Below are 16,605 nucleotides of genomic sequence, written 5' to 3' on the forward strand. Positions count from 1 at the left end.
GCGGTCGATTGGGATGCGACCCTACCGGCCCGCGCCCAAGATGATCGGACGCCCCCGATCCGGGCGTCCGTCCGTTTGCTCAGAACCCCAGCTCAACCCCAGGCAACAACGGCTGCAGCTGCTCGCGGAACAGCGCCTTGATGCGCTCCAGCGCAGCTTCGTCATTCCCTTCGAAACGCAGCACCAGCACCGGAGTAGTGTTGGAGGCGCGCAGCAGGCCCCAGCCGTCCGGGAAGTCCGCACGCAGGCCATCGATAGTGGACAGACGCGCGCCGAAGAACGGTGAGTCGTCCGCCTGTGCGGCGGAGACGAACAGCGACACCAGTGCATGCGGGGTGCCGTTCTCCACCGGTACCTTCAATTCCGGGGTGGACACGCTGTCGGGCAGTTCATCCAGCACTTCCGACGGGGTCTCGTCGCGCTGGGCCAGGATTTCCAGCAGGCGCGAGGCGGCGTACAGACCGTCGTCGAAGCCGAACCAGCGTTCCTTGAAGAAGAAGTGGCCGCTCATCTCACCGGCCAGTTCGGCGTCGGTCTCGCGCATCTTCGCCTTGATCAGCGAGTGCCCGGTCTTCCACATCATCGGGCTGCCGCCATTGCGCAGCACGTAGTCGGAGAGCTTGCCGCTGCACTTCACGTCGTAGATGACCAGCGCGCCGGGATTACGCTGCAGCACGTCGGCGGCGAACAGCATCAACAGGCGGTCGGCGTAGATGATCCTGCCTTCCTTGGTCACCACGCCCAGGCGGTCGCCATCGCCGTCAAAGGCCAGGCCGATGTCCGCGTCGAAACGCTTCACGGTCTGGATCAGGTCTTCCAGGTTGTCCGGATCGCTCGGGTCGGGGTGATGGTTGGGGAAGGTACCGTCCACGTCGCAGTACAGCGGAATGACCTCGGCACCGATCGCCTCCAGCAGCGGCTGCGCCAGTTCACCGGCCACGCCGTTGCCGGCGTCGGCCACCACCTTGATCGGGCGGTCCAGCTGCACGTCGTCGGCGATGCGCTGGATGTAGTCGGCGTTGACGTCGCGCTGCTGCAGGCTGCCCGGCGTGGCGGCCACGTGCAGCTGGCCATCGCGGATGCGCTGGTACAGCTCGGTGATGGCATCACCGGAGAGGGTTTCGCCACCGACCACGATCTTGAAGCCGTTGTAGTCCGGCGGGTTGTGGCTGCCGGTCACCGCCACGCAGCTGCCCGCGCGCAGGTGATAGCTGGCGAAGTACACCACCGGGGTCGGCGCCAAGCCGATGTCGGTGACGTCGCAGCCGGCGCGGCGCAGGCCTTCGATCAGGCTGGCGCTGAGTTCCGGACCGGACAGGCGGCCGTCGCGGCCCACCACGATGTCGCGCAGCCCCTGCACCTGCAGCACCGAGCCGATGGCCTGGCCGATCAGCACCGCGACCTGCGGGGTCAGCTCGCGGCCGATCACGCCGCGGATGTCATAGGCGCGGAAGATGCCTTCGGCCACTTCGTTGCCCGGACCGCTGGGCAGCGGCGGCGGTGCACCGGTCGCACTGGCGGCAGGTGTCGCTTCCAGCACGGGGTCGAGTTCCAGGCTCTCGCGCAGGGTCGGGCCGTGTTCGCCTTCGGCCACCTCGGTGCGACGGCGCGGCAGCTTCACCTTGCCCTTGCCGAACTGCAGCATGCCGGCAATGGCCAAGAGCAGTGCAGCGACGATCAACGACGGGATCGCGCCCAGGCCCAGCGGGCCCGGCTCGATGTCCGGTACCGCTGCCGACAGACGCAGGCCGGTCTTGCCGATCGGCCGGGCCAGGCCTTCGGCGCCCTGCGACAGCGAGGTGTCGCCCTGTTCAATGATGTTGTGCCCGCCCTGGCGCAGGGCCAGGTAGCCGGCCGACGGCACCCGTACCTTGTCGAAGGTGTCGGTCAGGCGCAGCAGCGGCTGACGCACATAGATGACGGCAGGGCCCTGGGTGCCCAGCTGCACCGGCACGGCCAGGCCCAGGCGCTGGCCACCGGCGTCGCGCACCACGCGCGCGGTGACGGTGTCGCCGGCAATGGCCGCTTCGATCAGCGCCAGGCGCGCATAGCCGAAGGTCTTCGGGTCGGCATAGGCCTGGTCGAGGTCGGTGGTGAACACCTCCACTTCTTCGGTGCCCGGCCAGCCTTCCCGCACGGCCAGCGCGGTGGCGTCGGCATCGCCGGCGGCCAGCGCGGTGCTGACCCGCGCGCTCTTGACCAGGGTCCGCAGCTGCGTGGTCTGGCCGTTGAGCGCGTTCTGCACCCCCTGCACGATCTCGTCGCGGGACTGCTCCAGGGCGTGCCCTGTCGAGGCCTGTCGCCATTGGCGCACCCCGCTCCAGGCAAACCACACCGCCATCAGGACCAGAAGCCCCACCAGGATCAGCCCGTTACGCTTGCTTGTCAGTCGCGGCTGTCCTTCCGCCGTTGCCTTGCTCATCGGTGTTACCCCCTGTCAGCGCACCCCGGTATGGCCGAATCCACCCGTTCCCCTGGCGCTGTCGGTGAAAGTATCCACTACCTGCAGGTCCACGCGTGCAATCGGCAGCACGACCAACTGTGCAATACGGTCACCGGGCTGCAGCGTGAAGGCCTCGCGGCCGCGGTTCCAGGCGCTGATCAGCAGCGGGCCCTGGTAGTCGGCATCGATCAGGCCGGTGCCGTTGCCCAGCACGATGCCGTGCCGGTGCCCGAGCCCGGAGCGCGGCAACACCACCGCGCACAGGTTCGGGTCTTCGATATGGATGGCGATTCCGCTGGGAATCAGCGCGGTGTCCCCCGGCTGCAGGGTCAGTTCGGTTTCCAGCGCGGCGCGCAGGTCGAGGCCGGCGCTGGCTTCGGTGGCGTAGGCCGGCATGGGCCAGGTGTCGCCGAAGCGTGGATCGAGCAGCTTCACCTGCAGCGGCTGCAGGGACGGGGCTTGGGTCATGCGTGCAACCTCTGGGCAATCAGGGACAACAGTTGTTCGGCCAGCAACGCCTTGGTGGTGCCGGGGAAGACCTGCTCCCCGCCCTGCCAGTACGCCGTAGCAGCATTCTCGTCGCTTTCGAAGCCGCCGTTTGTGATGCCCACCTGATTGGCGATCACCAGGTCCAGCCGCTTGTCGACCAGCTTGCCGCGCGCGTACTTCTCCACGTCGTGGGTTTCAGCGGCAAACCCGACCACCAGCTTGAGCGCGTTGGTCTGCGCCGCCACCTCGGCCAGGATGTCGGCGGTGCGGACGAGTTCGAGCGTCAACGTCTGCGTACCTGCCGTCTTCTTCAGCTTCTGGGGTGCGATCTGGCGCGGGGTGTAGTCCGACACCGCGGCCGCCCCTATATAGATGTCTGCCGGCAGCGCGTCGAGCACGGCGCTGCGCATCTGCGCGGCCGAGCGTACGTCCACCCGCTGCACGCCAGCCGGGGTGGCCAGGTGCACCGGACCGCTGACCAGCACCACCTGGGCGCCCTGGCGCACGGCGGCTGCGGCGAGCGCAAAGCCCATCTTGCCGCTGCTGCGGTTGCCCACGTAGCGGACCGGGTCCAGGTCTTCATAGGTGGGACCGGCGCTGATCACCACGCGCAGACCCTTCAGTTCCTGGGCGACCTCGGGGGCGGCCGGGTCCTGCAGGCTGGCCAGCGCCGCCACGATGGCGTGCGGCTCGGTCAGCCGGCCGGGACCGGATTCGCCTTCGGCCAGCGGGCCGTCTTCCGGGCCGATCACCTGCGCGCCGCGCTCGCGCAGCAGGCTGATGTTGGCCTGGGTGGCCGGGTGCAGCCACATGCGGTGGTTCATGGCCGGGCACACGGTGAGCGGCGCGGTGGTGGCCAGGCACAGGGTGGTGACGAGGTCGTCGGCGTGGCCGTTGGCCAGGCGCGCCAGCAGATCCGCGGTGGCCGGAGCCACCACGATGCGGTCGGCCCAGCGGGCCAGCTCGATATGGCCCATGGCCTGCTCGGCGGCACTGTCCCACAGGGTGGTGCGGGTCGGCTGTCCGGACAGGGCCTGGAAGCTGAGCGGGGTCACGAACTGCTGGGCGCCGGCGGTCATCGCCACCTGCACCTGGGCCCCGGCGTCGCGCAGGCGTCGCACCAACTCCAGCGACTTGTAGGCCGCGATGCCGCCACCCACGCACAACAACAGCTTCTGGCCTGCCAGCGGGCGCGCCTGCGCCGGGGAAGCCTGGGGGGAGTCAGCCACCTGCGGAATTCCTGTCTATCTGAGGCGGGTAGCTTACCCGATGCTCTGTTGCGGCCCTGATGCGCCAGGGGCATGAGAACGGTGTTTTTTGTCATGAGCGCGCGGGGCGATGGCGTCGTGGAACTGCGCTGAAGTCGCCGGGGAGGGCCGGGATCTCGGGTTGTTCACTCCACATGGCCGGGGTCTGGTCGGTCGGATCGGGGGGTTCGTCGCAGACGGGATGCGGTTCGCACGGCACCGGCCGCAGGATGACGCTGACCGGAATCGTCCATCCCGCAAGGAACGCGCCATGCACCCAGCCCTGCCCAAGCTGCTTTCGATCCTTCTTTTCTTCCCCATCGCTGCAGCAATCGCCTCGCCCGCGACAACCGGGGACGATGCCTGCGGGCTCGCCCATCAGCCCGTTGCCGACGCCTTGGTGCAGATACCCTTCGAAAGCATCGACGGACGCATCTACGTGCAGGCACGGGTCAACGGCCAAGGCCCGTACCGGTTCGCGGTAGACACCGGCGCCAGCGGCATCGGCCGGGCGGACATGCGGCTGGTCGCCACGCTCAGCCTGCCGCTGCATGGGAAAACGACCACGTCGGACGGTGTGACCAAGGCCGGCGTGGACACCGTGCGGATCGATGCGCTGGAACTTGGCGGCGTGGTGCACCGGGACGTGGAAGTGATCGCCCGCGACTACAACGCACGCAATGCGCCCGAGGCCGCGTTCGATGGAATCCTCGCCCGCGACTTTTTTGCCGACGGACTACTGCGGACCGACTACCCGAACCGGACCTTGGCGTTCACTCGAGCGCTGAAGCTGGACCCGGCTGCCGCCAATGCCCTTGCCTATACACGTGCCTTCCGCATTCCGGTATCGGTAGGCACGCACACCTTCGTTGCCCAGCTCGACACCGGCGCCAACGTCGGCTTCGTGCTGCCACAGTCCGTTTACGAACAGGTTTCGGAGCAGCCGTTGGGCGAGGCGGTCCGTTCGCAGCTGACCAACGGCCAGCTGGAGAGCTGGCGCGGGACGGTGCAGCACCCGATCCAGGTGGGACAAACAAGCCATGCCGAGGCGGAAGTCCGTGTATCGCCGAAGTATCCGGAAGTGCTGGTGGGCGCGCGTGCGCTGCAGAACGCGGTGGCGTTGATCGACCAGAGAAGCCAAGTAGTGGCCGTGTGCCGGTGAGCGAAAGGTGCAGTTGTCGCTGATCGCGCGCTAGGCGACGCCAGTTCCGACACCTCTGTTTCCGGAGCAATAGATTTTTCCAATACTGCGACGGCTGTCCAGCGTCTGCCTGCAAACCGCTCGTAGACTTCGCCGCCGACCGATGAGCGGTCCTTCTGAGTCAGGCGTCGATGATGAAGACAATCAAAACACATTGGCTTGCTTACACGATCCTTGTTGGGCTGATTCCGGTCCTCTCGAGGTTCCTGATCTGGGCGGTGACAAAGGAGGGCAGCATCGAGCCCTTCTCTCCACAGGACTTCATCGCATTCGGACTGGTACTACATATCTCCAGCATCAACGAGATTGAGCGCTACATCCTCGCAGATGAGTCCTGGAAAACCATCCAGCACGCCGTTGCTGCGTTCTTCATTACCCTCTACGGCGCGCTCTTCTGCCTGACACTGATCGGTGGAGATGTGGTCGATCAACGGTCTATCATGATCTGCGTTGGCGTCGTGGCGCTGGGCTCGCTTTTCATCAGCTACTGCTTGTTCAACCGCATTTCAGAGCTCCAATCGATCCATGCGAAATGACGGATATTCGCCTGATCCCTCATCGATGAATCTTAGATGGACCTATTCATGAGCAGAAAGACCCTTTCAGTAGTGACAAGCGTATTGCTTGGCTTCGCCTTTGCGGCGCTTGCAACTGCGCTTGGCGCTTCCACCTCTCTATCCTTGTCGATATTCGTAGGATGCCTGTCTGGCGGTATAACAGTCGCCTACATGAAGACCTGACAGGGCCGCGGCCCGATCGGTTGACAACTTGTCCAGTGCCAGCCCCGCCACGATTGCTAACATTGGCCCACGTAATCAAGGACCGATGCCCGTGGCCACCTCGTCTTCGCCTGTTGTTCTGGATGCCTTCCCTACCTGCGAGGACGCCTTCGCTGAGATCGAGCGGCTCGTTCGCTCGGGCGTTCACCCCGACCGTATCCGGCTGCGCCACAACGAACGGGCGCTTTACTGGGTCTGCAACAACAGCATGCTGCACGGCGACGGCCCGGATAACGCCACGGTTGCGCGGCGCCTCGATGCGCATGTGGAACTGGTCTCCCTGCTACTGGAACACGGCGCAGACCCGAACAAGGCCGCCAGCCGCGGCGCCACCCCGCTTTCCACCACCTGCCGCGATTTCATCTTCGGCCCGACCGCACAGGCACTGGAGAAACTGCGCCTGTTGCTGGCCGCCGGTGCGAACCCGCGCCTGACCAAGGACTCCCCGATCTGCACCGCCATCGGCCTGCGCGAGATGCGCGGCGAGGTGTCCAACAGCGCATTCGAGCCGGACGCGGATCCGGCAGAAATGGAGCTCATCTTCCAGGCCGTCGACGCACTGCTGCAGGCCGGCGCCAGCATTGAAGCCATGGACCACCGGCAGATGTATACGCCGGTGCTGATGGCCGCCTACATGGGAAGTGCGCCCCTGCTACGCTTCCTTGCCGAGCGCGGCGCCAACGTGCATGTGGTCAATCCGGCCGGCTCCAACTCCCTGATGTACGCGGCCGGCGATGTGGACGGGCTCAAGGCCAGTCGTGGCGGCTTTTCCACCACCTGGCACCGGATGGGTGATCCGGTGGCTGCCAGCCGTCTGCTCCTCGAATGGGGCGTAGATCCCTCAGCTGCCAACGAGCGCGGCCGCACGCCACTGGCACTGGCCCTGAACGCAGGCAATGAAGACGTGGCGATGGTCCTGGCTGAGGCGCTCTCCGCGCAGGGCAAACTCCTGAAAGCCGACGTCCGCCGTTTCAAGGGAACGGCGTTCGAGGAACAGGCAGCCGCATTGGGCACGTCCGGACGCACCAGCAAGCCGCCGAAGAAGCAGCCCAAGCCCGACGGCGCCGCCCAGGCCGCTTCGTGGGCCCGCGCCCGCCAGGAGTTGAACCATCCGACAGCCTGGCAGCGACCGGCCTGGTTCTGCGAATACAACAAGGCGTTGTTCGAGTACCTGGCCAGCGACCCGCATCCGTCCATCCCCTCGCAGGGTCTCTATGCCGACTACACCGACGCACTGCGCACACTTCGCCTGTCGAAGACGAAGGACTGGATCAGCCGCAGCGGCGTGGTGACGGTGCAGCCGGATGTGTTGAACTGGCAATCCTTGCGGATCAGCTATTCGCAGCTGGATGGCGATGATCTGGCGTGCCGCGAAGAGATCTTCATGTCGATGTCCCAGGAACAGCAGCCGAGCAAGGAGGCGGTGGCGGACGTGGTGGGGCAGATGAGTGCGCGTTACTTCAAGTTTCCGGGCTGACCAGCCGCTGCTTGTCCCGGTCTCCGACTGGCCCTAGGATTCGACTGCCTGCAAGGGAGCAGGCGAATGACCTGGGACGGAGATGAGTCGCAAGCGCAGTGGTCGCCCTTGGCAGATCGGTGTCATTCTGCTGATCGCCGGCATCGCGAAGATCTTCAACGCACCTCGATCGGTCGACCATGTCGAGCATATCGATGTGCACTTCATCTCGGCAGCGCCTCAGTCAGGCGAAGAGCATTTCTCGATCCTGCCGGATGGTGAAGGTTTCGCCATGCGGCAGACGTACCCTGATAAAGGCACGCCAAGCGCAGTCAAGCCGTTTGCGAAGCACGAGATTCGGCAACTGGTGGAGGCACTGGAGGATGGTTCGGGTAGCCAGCTCATCGTTTCCGACGCCATCTACAGCCGGGTCGACCCCTACGAGCTCCGCAAAGCGATGGTCTCGCGCCCTGCCGGCTCACCGTGCAGTTCCGAGCAGTGGCAGGCCGGAGCAGCGGCTGAACTGGATCGGTCGGCCGCAGGCAGGACACTCTATCGGATGACGGCCTACGGCGTAGACCCAGCCCGCCCAAGCCCATGGCTCGAAGTCCAGCTGCATGAAACGGGAAAGCCCACCCAGGTCTGGTGGTCCGTATCTCCAAAGCCGCTGATGCAACCTTGGACCACCGGTATGGCTGCAGGCATCGTCGATCCTCGCCTACGCACTATCGCGGCTCCGCGTTGGTCGTTGGGCGCCAGCGACGCGCTGCGCACGATGCTGCCGGAGGGCAGTCTGACCGCACGTCAGCTGGGCTTGGGCAGCGCGTTCGATGATGTGCGGCAGCAGATCACCGAGAATGTGTCGGCCCGTTGCAGCAGTACCCGCCTTTCAACCTGACCCAATGAAAAGCCATTTCGTCGGTGCGATGCACGCGGCGGTTCTGCTCGTCCGCAACGGGATCGTCTGGTCCCCGCACTACCAGATGAAGCCGTGGGTGATCTTCGACTGACCGACCGGGCCGCGCTTGTCTCACCTGCTGGAATGGCAATTTCCCATGGCTGGCTGCCTGTCGGCGAAAGAATAATTTCTGCCATGGCAATCAAAGACTGGCCCGAGGACGACCGACCTCGCGAGAAGCTGCTGACGCGCGGTCCGCGCGCACTGTCTGAATCCGAACTGCTCGCGCTTTTCATCGGTAGCGGCAGCGGCGGGATGGATGCAGTGCAGAGCGCCCGGCGGCTGCTGGACGAACATGGTCCGTTGCGCAGACTGCTGGACCTGGATGCGGCTACGTTGATGAAGCTGCCGACCATGGGTCCCGCCCGAGCCTGCAAACTGGTCGCCGCACTTGAACTTGCCAGTCGCCACGTCATGTCCGACCTGGAGCGGGGCGACAGCTTCTGCGACCCGGACTCGGCCGCGCGCTTCTTCAAGTTGCGGCTGCGCCCGCGCCCGCAGGAGGTGTTCGCGGCGCTGTTCCTGGATACCCGGAACCGGACTCTGGCCTACGAAGAACTTTTCACCGGCACCGTGGACGAGGCGGCGGTCTACCCGCGCGAGGTGGTTCGCCGGGCCCTGCTGCACAACGCAGCGGCGGTGATCGTCAGCCATAACCACCCGTCCGGGCGGGCTGAACCCTCGGCGGCCGACCGTCAGATCACCCACCAGCTGTACCAGGCCCTGGCACTGGTGGGCATGCGGCTGGTGGACCATATCGTGGTGGGGGATGGCCCGGCGGTTTCCATGGCCCAGCGGGGGTGGCTGCGGGCGGGGCCGGCGCCACTGAGCTGAACGGCCCGGTCAGCCCCCTGCTCCAATACCGCCGGCAAACCCGCCCCCCCCCGGCCGTCCCGACCCCCGCTCTGCCCCGGTTCAATGGATCGGGGCGGCTTCTAGGCTAAAATTACCGATTCCGCCGCTCCAGTCCCAAAGCAGGCCTTGTGAAAAATCTCCTCCGCGCCCTGATCAGCCAGGGCATTGAAGCCTTGCGCGCCAACGGCACCTTGCCGGCCGATACCCTGACCCCGGAATTCGTGGTGGAACGCCCGAAGACCCGCGAGCACGGTGATTTCGCCACCAATGCCGCGATGCTGCTGGCCAAGCCGGCGCGCAGCAACCCGCGCGCCCTGGCCCAGGCGCTGCTCGATGCGCTGCCCAAGAGCGACGACGTGCTGCGCGTTGAAATCGCCGGCCCAGGCTTCATCAATTTCCACCTGGCCCCGAGCGCGTACCAGCGCGAAGCGACCAGCGTGCTGAAGGAAGGGGCCGAATACGGCCACAACCTCAGCGGCAACGGCCGCACCGTGGGCGTGGAATACGTGTCGGCCAACCCGACCGGTCCGCTGCATGTCGGCCATGGCCGCGCGGCGGCGATCGGCGACAGCCTGGCGCGCCTGCTGGAAGTAAACGGCTGGAACGCCAAGCGCGAGTTCTACTACAACGACGCCGGCGTGCAGATCGAGAACCTGGCCCTGTCCACCCAGGCGCGCGCGAAGGGCATCAAGCCCGACGAAGTGGGCTGGCCGGAAGCCGGCTACCGCGGCGACTACATCGAAGACGTCGCCAAGGCCTACCTGGCCGGCGCCACGGTGGAGCTGGAAGGCCATTCGGTGGTGGGCGAGCGCGACCCGGACAACCTGGACGCGATCCGCCGCTTCGCGGTGGCCTACCTGCGCAACGAGCAGAACCAGGACCTGGCCGCGTTCGGGGTGGATTTCGACATCTACTTCCTGGAAAGCTCGCTGTACAAGGACGGCAAGGTCGAAGAGACCGTGGCCCAGCTCAATGCGGCCGGCCATACCTATGAGGAAGGCGGCGCGCTGTGGCTGCGCTCGACCGACTTCGGTGACGACAAGGACCGCGTGATGCGCAAGTCCGATGGCACCTACACCTACTTCCTGCCGGACGTGGCCTACCACCTGAGCAAGTGGCAGCGCGGCTATGAGCGCGCGATCACCGAGCTGGGCGCGGACCACCACGGCTCACTGGCGCGCGTGCGTGCCGGCCTGCAGGCGCTGGACGTGGGCATTCCCAAGGGCTGGCCCGAGTACGTGCTGCACCAGATGGTGACGGTGATGCGCGGCGGCGAGGAAGTGAAGCTTTCCAAGCGTGCCGGCAGCTACCTGACCCTGCGCGACCTGATCGAAGAAGCAGGCCGCGACGCGACCCGCTGGTTCCTGATCGCGCGCAAGCCCGATTCGCAGCTGACCTTCGATATCGACCTGGCCCGCCAGCAGAGCAATGACAACCCGGTGTTCTACGTGCAGTATGCGCACGCCCGGGTCTGCAGCCTGCTGCGCCAGGCGCAGGAGAAGAAGCTGTCGTACACCCCGGCCGAAGGCCTGACCGGCTTGGCGTCGCTGACCGACGAACCGTCGCTGTGGCTGATGGTGGAAATGTCGCGCTTCCCGGAAGTGGTGGAAGCGGCCGGCATTGCACTGGAACCGCACCTGGTGGCGCAGTACCTGCGTGAATTGGCGCACGCCTTCCACACGTGGTATCACGGCACCCAGGTGCTGGTGGCTGACGACGCCGAGCGCAATGCCAAGCTCACGCTGGCCTGCGCGGCGCGCCAGGTGCTGGCCAATGGTCTGAACATCCTGGGCGTTTCCGCCCCGGAAAAAATGTAAGTAGTGGAGAAGCAGTAAATGGCAGCACGACGCGGCAAGACGCAGGCTCGACGCAACACCAGCCAAGGCACGCCCGGATGGGTATGGCTGGTGGCGGGCGTGGCGATTGCGGCCGTGGTGTTCCTGGCGGCACCGAACCTGTTCAAGAACGATGGCGACGGCTTCCTGCGGGTAGGCCCGCAGCCGGACCCGAACGCGCAGCCGGCCCCGGTCAGCGACGCCGACACCGACGTGGGCGCCGAGCTGCCCAAACCCGGTGCGGCCAAGCCTGCCGAACCGGCCAAGCCGGCGGCGACGCAGTACGACTTCTACACCCTGCTGCCCGGCAAGGAAGTGGAAATGTCCGACGCGGAGCTGGCCGCCAGCGCGCGCGCGGAAGACCAGCGCAAGGCCAAGGCTGAAGCGCAGCGCGCGCAGGCTGCGCTGGAAGGTCGCCCGGTTCCGGCGGCCGCTGCGGCAACCACTACTGCGGCCGCAACTGCATCCACCACCACCGCAGCACCGGCCCCGTTGCCGGCGCCGGTGGCCGAGCGCCCGGCTGCTGCTGCGGCGCCGAAGCCGGTTGCAGAGGCAGCGGCGCCCAAGCCGGAAGCGACGACCACGGCTGCAGCCACACCGGCAGCAGCAGCCGCCCAACCGGCGGCCAGCAACGTGCGTTACATCCTGCAGGCCGGTGCCTTTGGTGCGTCGGGTGATGCCGAAGCCACCAAGGCGAAGCTGGCGATGATCGGCCTGGCTGCACGTGTCGAATCTGCCCAGATCAACGGCAAGACGGTCTATCGCGTGCGCATGGGCCCGTATGGCAGTGCCGGCGAACTGGCCGAAGCGAAGCAGAAGCTGGACGGTACTGGTTTGCAGGCGATGGCGATCAAGGCGCAGTAACCTTGAACCACACGAAAAAGCCCCGCACTGCGGGGCTTTTTCTTTTGCGGCTATGCTGGCGCTCCACGTCATGGAGCGCGCACATGGGTACCTCGGAAGGCAACGACCGCCGCATCGACAACATCGAATTCAACGTGGGCGACATTGCCCGCAGCAAGGCGTTCTACGGCACGGTGTTTGGCTGGACCTTCACCGACTACGGCCCGGGCTATACCGAGTTCAACGACGGGCGGTTGCGCGGCGGATTCACCACCGATGGGCCGGTACGCAGCGGTGGGCCGCTGGTGATCCTGTATGCGGATGACCTGGAGGCGACCCAGGCGCGGGTGGAGGCGGCCGGCGCGAAGATTTCCACGCCGGCGTTCGATTTCCCGGGTGGGCGGCGCTTCCATTTCCTCGACCCGGATGGATACGAGTTGGCGGTGTGGAGCGCGGTCGGGTGAGCGAGGTGCCGGGCAGAGCCCGGCACTACGCCACGAAGGCTAGTCGCGCGCGACCTGGAAGCCGGCGAAGGACTGGCTGACCGGCATCACTTCGAGACGGTTGATGTTGAGGTGGGCCGGCAGATTGGCCACCCAGAGGATCTGCTCGGCGATGTCGTCGGCGGTCATCGGGTTGGCGCCGGTGTAGAGCGTGTCCGAGGCGGCCTGGTTGCCGTGGGTGCGGACCAGGGTGAATTCGGTTTCCGCCATGCCCGGTTCGATGGTGGTCACGCGGACGCCGGTGCCATGCAGGTCCGAGCGCAGGCCCAGCGAGAACTGGCTGACGAAGGCCTTGGTACCGCCGTAAGCGTTGCCGCCCGGGTACGGGTACACGCCGGCGACCGAGCTGATGTTGATGATCGCGCCCTTGCGCGCCACCAGTTGCGGCAGCAGGCGGTGGGTGAGCGTGACCAGGGCGGTGACGTTGGTGTCGATCATGGTGCGCCAGTCGTCCAGCGACGCGCTCTGTGCCGGGGCGGTGCCCTGGGCCAGGCCGGCGTTGTTGACCAGCAGGTCGATGTCGGCGAAACCGGCCGGCAGCGCAGCCAGGGCCGCTTCCATCGCGGCGGTGTCGCGGACGTCGAACACGGCGGCGTGCACACGCTCGGGGCCGTAGGCGTCGACCAGCGGCTGCAGCCGTTCGGCGCGGCGCCCGGTGGCAATGACCCGCCAGCCGGCCTGGGCGAAACGATGGACGGCGGCGGCGCCAAAGCCGGACGTGGCGCCAGTGATCAGAGCGGTACGGGTCATCGCGGGTCTCCGTGGGATTCCCGCCTATTTTCGCACCCTGCGCGCCGCCGTGTTGGCGCGCCGTGGCGGATCAGCGGATCCGGAACACGCGGGCCTTGGGCAGGTCTTCGTCGACCTGCAGGAACCAGCGTCCGGCGATGCCTGGCACCACCACGATGGCGGGGTTGGAACGGCTGGCCTTGAGCTTCATTTCACCCTTGAGCACCTGCCACTGCTGGCCGTTGTCCAGGGTGAACACGGTGCCCGGCTGCCAGCCGTCGACCTGGCCGGTCACGTTGGCATGGATGGGTCCGTCGTCCAAGCCGGGGAACATCGGGGCCGGGGTGGGCGCGCCAGGCTGCGGCGCCGACGCAGCCGCCGGGGCCATCGGGGCGGCCGCTACCGGGGCCGGGGCACGGGCTTCGGCCTCACGCAGCAGGCGGTTCAGGGTCTGCAGCTGGGCGGGGGTGAGCCCCACGTCAGCCAGCTGCTGCGGGTCCACGCGCTGTTCGATCGCCACATACGGGGCCTGCGCCGAGGCCGTCGCGGCCAGCCAGACCATGCCCACACCCGCCAGAACCTGCCACCTGCGCATTGCCTGCTCCACTGCCTGATCATGCTTGAGGAGCGCACTGTGCTTCACTTTCATGGCAGTCAGATGACAGCGGGCGACCCTGCTTCAGGGCCGGGCCGCTCCGGCGGGGTAAAATGGCCGCCAGCCACGCAGCCGCGGTGGCGGTATTGGACGTCCCCCATGATCAACAATGATGTACTGCGCAGCATCCGTTACATGCTCGATCTCAGCGACGGCAGGATTGCCGAGATCTGTGCCCTGGCCGACCCGGCCTTCGTGGTCGACAAGGCCAATGTGCCCGGGTGGCTGCGCAAGGAAGACGAGGAAGGCTTCGTGGCCTGCGACGACCGCACGCTGGCGCACTTCCTGGACGGGCTGATCGTGCTGAACCGCGGCCGTGACGAAAGCCAGCCGCTGCGCCCGGTAGAAAAGCGCATCACCAACAACCTGGTGCTGAAGAAGCTGCGCGTGGCCTTCGAATTGAAGGACGTGGACATGCACGCGATCTTCGAGAGCGCGGGCTTCCCGGTGTCGAAGCCGGAGTTGTCGGCGTTGTTCCGGCAGCCGGACCACAAGAACTTCCGTGCCTGTGGTGACCAGCTGCTCCGCAATTTCCTGAAGGGCCTGACCCTGCGCGTTCGCGGCGGTTGATTCAGAAGGAAGTCTGCACCGCGAACTCCACGCGCGAGCCGGCGTTGCTGCCGAACAGGCGTTTGGCGGCACCGTCGGTGTCATGCGCGGTGAGGCGCAGTTCCCACGGGCCGTGCACGGTCCAGATGGCGCTCACCTGGCCATGCAGGTAGTCGTCTGCGTAGGCGCTGTCGAGCCAGTACTGGCCCACCGCGCCTTCCAGGCGCCACGCATCATTCAGCGGCAATCGCGCACCCAGCTGGGCGTAGGTCCCGGTGCGGCCACTCGCCAGTGCATCGTCTGACACGCCCACGCTGACCCAATAGCGTTCTTTCCAGGTCAGGGTGCTGTTGAGCTCGGTCCAGTCCAGGTCCACGTCGGTGGACGGGTACAGGTAGTGGGTGAGATTCACGTCCAGCGCCCAGTCCGGCGCCAGTTCGCCGCTCCACCCGGCCACGAGGTCGAACTCGCTGCGCGCGCCGGCGTCCGGTTCGAACGATACGCCCGAACCCCACACCGAGGCGTACCAGCCCGATTCGCTGGCCAGCTTGATGCCGGCCTGCACTGCCGGGTCTTCCAGTGTCTGCGAACTGCCGCGCCACACGTAATCCGAGGTCAGCGTGGCGTTGCCGCTCACGCCGGCCAACGCCGAACCACTCAGGGCCAGGCCCACCACCAGCACACCCATGCGGCGCAGCGCGCGCCTTGAATCCAGTATTGCCACCACGTGTGTAACTCCAGAAACGGCCTCGCCGTTGAAGCGCACAGTGTGGTGAGGGGCGGCGTAAAGGCGCCATGCGGCGCGCCACGGGCGCGCGCAAATTCGTCGTAAAAGCTGCCTACCAGGCCTTCAGGCCGGCCGCGCTATCATGGCGGCCCTGACTGACCTGCAGCGAGAATGGCGTGGACGCGATCCTGACCCCGGTATCGATTGGCGAGCTGATCGACAAGATCACCATCCTGGAAATCAAGGCCGAGCGCATCACCGATGCGGGGAAGGCGGCCAACGTGCGCACCGAGCTCGACGGCCTGCTGCCGCTGTGGCAGGAGCAGGTCAGCGCGCAGCCCGGCCTGGCCGCGCTGAAGACGCAGTTGAAGGAGATCAACGAGCGCATGTGGGTGATCCAGGACCAGCTGCGCGACAAGGAAGCGGCGCAGGTGTTCGACGATCAGTTCATCCAGCTGGCGCGTGGCGTGTATGGCACCAATGGCGAGCGGGTGAAGGTCAAGAACGAGATCAACCGGATTGCGGGGTCGCATCTGGTGGAAGAAAAGCAGTATCAGGGCGAGTGATCACCGCGCAGTAGCCGCCAGGAACCGCTCACGGTCCTGCTGGGTGCGCCGGCGGATCTCCGCCAGCGCTTCATTCTCCGTCGCTTCCAGCATCGATTCGAACAGGCGCTGGAAGTGGTCCCGCATCGCCGCCCGCGCCGCACCCGGGTCGCGCCGGCGCAGGCCATCGAGGATGGCGGTGTGCTCGTCGTTGCGGGTGTCGTTGTCGTTGTGGCACACGTTGGCGTACACCTGGCGCACCCGCGGCAGTTCGTTGCGCATCCGCCAGATCAGCTGCACGCAGTGCTCCACCACCGGATTGCCGGCAATCCGCGCGATGGCCAGGTGGAACTGGCGGTCGGCCTCGCTGGCCGCCGCCTCGCCCGAGGCCGGGTCGGTCATCGCCGCAATCAGCCCTTCCAGCAGCTCCACCTCATCGTCGGTGATGCGGCTGGCCGCCATCGCCGCCGCCTCGGCTTCGATCACCGCCCGGGCGGCGGTGAGGTCGAAGGCCGAGACGTCCGGCAGCGCGCCCGGGACCGCCGACGGGCGTGCCTTCACATACACGCCCGAGCCGGTCTTGATGGTGATCAGGCCCTGCGCCTCCAGTGCGATCTCCGCCTCGCGCACGGTCACCCGGCTGACGCCCAGCCGTTCGGCCAGGTCGCGTTCGCCGGGCAGGCGCGAGCCGGGCGGGAATTCGCCCTTCTCGATCAGCGCGACGATTTCGGCGGCAATGGACTGGTAGAGGCGGGGTTCGGACATATCAGGGCCTGGCAGTACGGTGGCTG

Annotated in this window: 17 protein-coding genes; 10 read left to right on the top strand and 7 right to left on the bottom strand. The window is 66.6% G+C overall.

The features are described from left to right. Window positions 1–79: 79 nt before the first annotated feature. The 3 genes from RYM47_RS04220 to coaBC are packed head-to-tail and all read right to left on the bottom strand — an operon-like array spanning window position 80 to window position 4,161. Window positions 80–2,422, bottom strand: a complete 2,343-nt coding sequence (locus RYM47_RS04220; protein ID WP_315386315.1) for a phosphomannomutase/phosphoglucomutase — start codon at window positions 2,420–2,422, stop codon at window positions 80–82. 15 nt (window positions 2,423–2,437) lie between these two features. Then, window positions 2,438–2,911, bottom strand: a complete 474-nt coding sequence (gene dut / locus RYM47_RS04225) for a dUTP diphosphatase (RefSeq protein ID WP_311183590.1) — start codon at window positions 2,909–2,911, stop codon at window positions 2,438–2,440. Further along, window positions 2,908–4,161: a bifunctional phosphopantothenoylcysteine decarboxylase/phosphopantothenate--cysteine ligase CoaBC gene (coaBC, locus tag RYM47_RS04230; protein WP_315386317.1), complete on the bottom strand. Its 1,254-nt coding sequence runs from the start codon at window positions 4,159–4,161 to the stop codon at window positions 2,908–2,910. Before coaBC ends, dut begins: the two co-directional genes overlap by 4 nt. 289 nt (window positions 4,162–4,450) lie before the next feature. Here coaBC and RYM47_RS04235 point away from each other — a divergent pair, with 289 nt between their 5' ends. The 8 genes from RYM47_RS04235 to RYM47_RS04270 all read left to right on the top strand — a co-directional run bounded on the left by RYM47_RS04235 (window position 4,451) and on the right by RYM47_RS04270 (window position 12,570). Next, window positions 4,451–5,341, top strand: a complete 891-nt coding sequence (locus RYM47_RS04235) for an aspartyl protease family protein (protein WP_315386318.1) — start codon at window positions 4,451–4,453, stop codon at window positions 5,339–5,341. Window positions 5,342–5,514: 173 nt separating this feature from the next. Beyond that, window positions 5,515–5,916, top strand: coding sequence for a hypothetical protein (locus RYM47_RS04240; protein ID WP_315386320.1), 402 nt, complete (start codon window positions 5,515–5,517; stop codon window positions 5,914–5,916). A 295-nt stretch (window positions 5,917–6,211) separates the two neighbouring features. Continuing rightward, entirely contained in the window at window positions 6,212–7,636 is a 1,425-nt protein-coding gene (locus tag RYM47_RS04245) for a hypothetical protein (protein ID WP_315386321.1), read from the top strand. Between the two features lie 82 nt (window positions 7,637–7,718). Further along, window positions 7,719–8,513: a hypothetical protein gene (locus RYM47_RS04250; RefSeq protein WP_315386322.1), complete on the top strand. Its 795-nt coding sequence runs from the start codon at window positions 7,719–7,721 to the stop codon at window positions 8,511–8,513. A gap of 195 nt (window positions 8,514–8,708) precedes the next feature. Beyond that, on the top strand, window positions 8,709–9,407 hold the full coding sequence (gene radC / locus RYM47_RS04255) for a DNA repair protein RadC (RefSeq protein WP_315386323.1): 699 nt from the start codon (window positions 8,709–8,711) through the stop codon (window positions 9,405–9,407). 149 nt (window positions 9,408–9,556) lie between these two features. Continuing rightward, on the top strand, window positions 9,557–11,245 hold the full coding sequence (argS, locus tag RYM47_RS04260) for an arginine--tRNA ligase (protein ID WP_315386324.1): 1,689 nt from the start codon (window positions 9,557–9,559) through the stop codon (window positions 11,243–11,245). 18 nt (window positions 11,246–11,263) lie between these two features. Beyond that, a complete protein-coding gene (locus RYM47_RS04265; protein ID WP_315386325.1) occupies window positions 11,264–12,127 on the top strand; it encodes an SPOR domain-containing protein in 864 nt (287 codons plus the stop codon). An 83-nt stretch (window positions 12,128–12,210) separates the two neighbouring features. Continuing rightward, window positions 12,211–12,570 carry a VOC family protein gene (locus RYM47_RS04270; RefSeq protein ID WP_315386326.1) on the top strand — a complete coding sequence of 120 codons (360 nt, stop codon included), beginning with the start codon at window positions 12,211–12,213 and terminating at the stop codon, window positions 12,568–12,570. A gap of 39 nt (window positions 12,571–12,609) precedes the next feature. Here the strand turns inward: RYM47_RS04270 and RYM47_RS04275 are convergent, their stop codons facing one another. Together RYM47_RS04275 and RYM47_RS04280 are read right to left on the bottom strand one after the other, a co-directional pair. Next, window positions 12,610–13,359, bottom strand: a complete 750-nt coding sequence (locus tag RYM47_RS04275) for an SDR family NAD(P)-dependent oxidoreductase (protein ID WP_315386327.1) — start codon at window positions 13,357–13,359, stop codon at window positions 12,610–12,612. Window positions 13,360–13,429: 70 nt separating this feature from the next. Then, on the bottom strand, window positions 13,430–13,933 hold the full coding sequence (locus RYM47_RS04280; protein WP_315386328.1) for a hypothetical protein: 504 nt from the start codon (window positions 13,931–13,933) through the stop codon (window positions 13,430–13,432). 159 nt (window positions 13,934–14,092) lie between these two features. Between RYM47_RS04280 and RYM47_RS04285 the strand changes: the two genes are divergently transcribed. Further along, complete coding sequence (locus RYM47_RS04285) at window positions 14,093–14,563, top strand: DUF1456 family protein (RefSeq protein ID WP_315386329.1); 471 nt, start codon at window positions 14,093–14,095, stop codon at window positions 14,561–14,563. 1 nt (window position 14,564) lies between these two features. Here RYM47_RS04285 and RYM47_RS04290 read toward each other — a convergent pair whose 3' ends face one another. Further along, window positions 14,565–15,230 (bottom strand): TorF family putative porin, encoded by a 666-nt coding sequence (locus RYM47_RS04290; RefSeq protein ID WP_315386513.1) that lies wholly within the window; start codon window positions 15,228–15,230, stop codon window positions 14,565–14,567. Between the two features lie 215 nt (window positions 15,231–15,445). On the opposite strand from RYM47_RS04290, the gene RYM47_RS04295 reads away from it, so the two are divergent. Further along, window positions 15,446–15,835: a DUF6165 family protein gene (locus tag RYM47_RS04295; protein WP_315386330.1), complete on the top strand. Its 390-nt coding sequence runs from the start codon at window positions 15,446–15,448 to the stop codon at window positions 15,833–15,835. On the opposite strand, the gene RYM47_RS04300 is transcribed toward RYM47_RS04295, so the two are convergent. Then, window positions 15,836–16,579: a FadR/GntR family transcriptional regulator gene (locus tag RYM47_RS04300; protein WP_315386331.1), complete on the bottom strand. Its 744-nt coding sequence runs from the start codon at window positions 16,577–16,579 to the stop codon at window positions 15,836–15,838. It lies immediately after the preceding gene. Window positions 16,580–16,605 lie beyond the last annotated feature (26 nt).

It is taken from the genome of uncultured Stenotrophomonas sp. (assembly GCF_963519125.1).
Lineage (GTDB): Bacteria > Pseudomonadota > Gammaproteobacteria > Xanthomonadales > Xanthomonadaceae > Stenotrophomonas.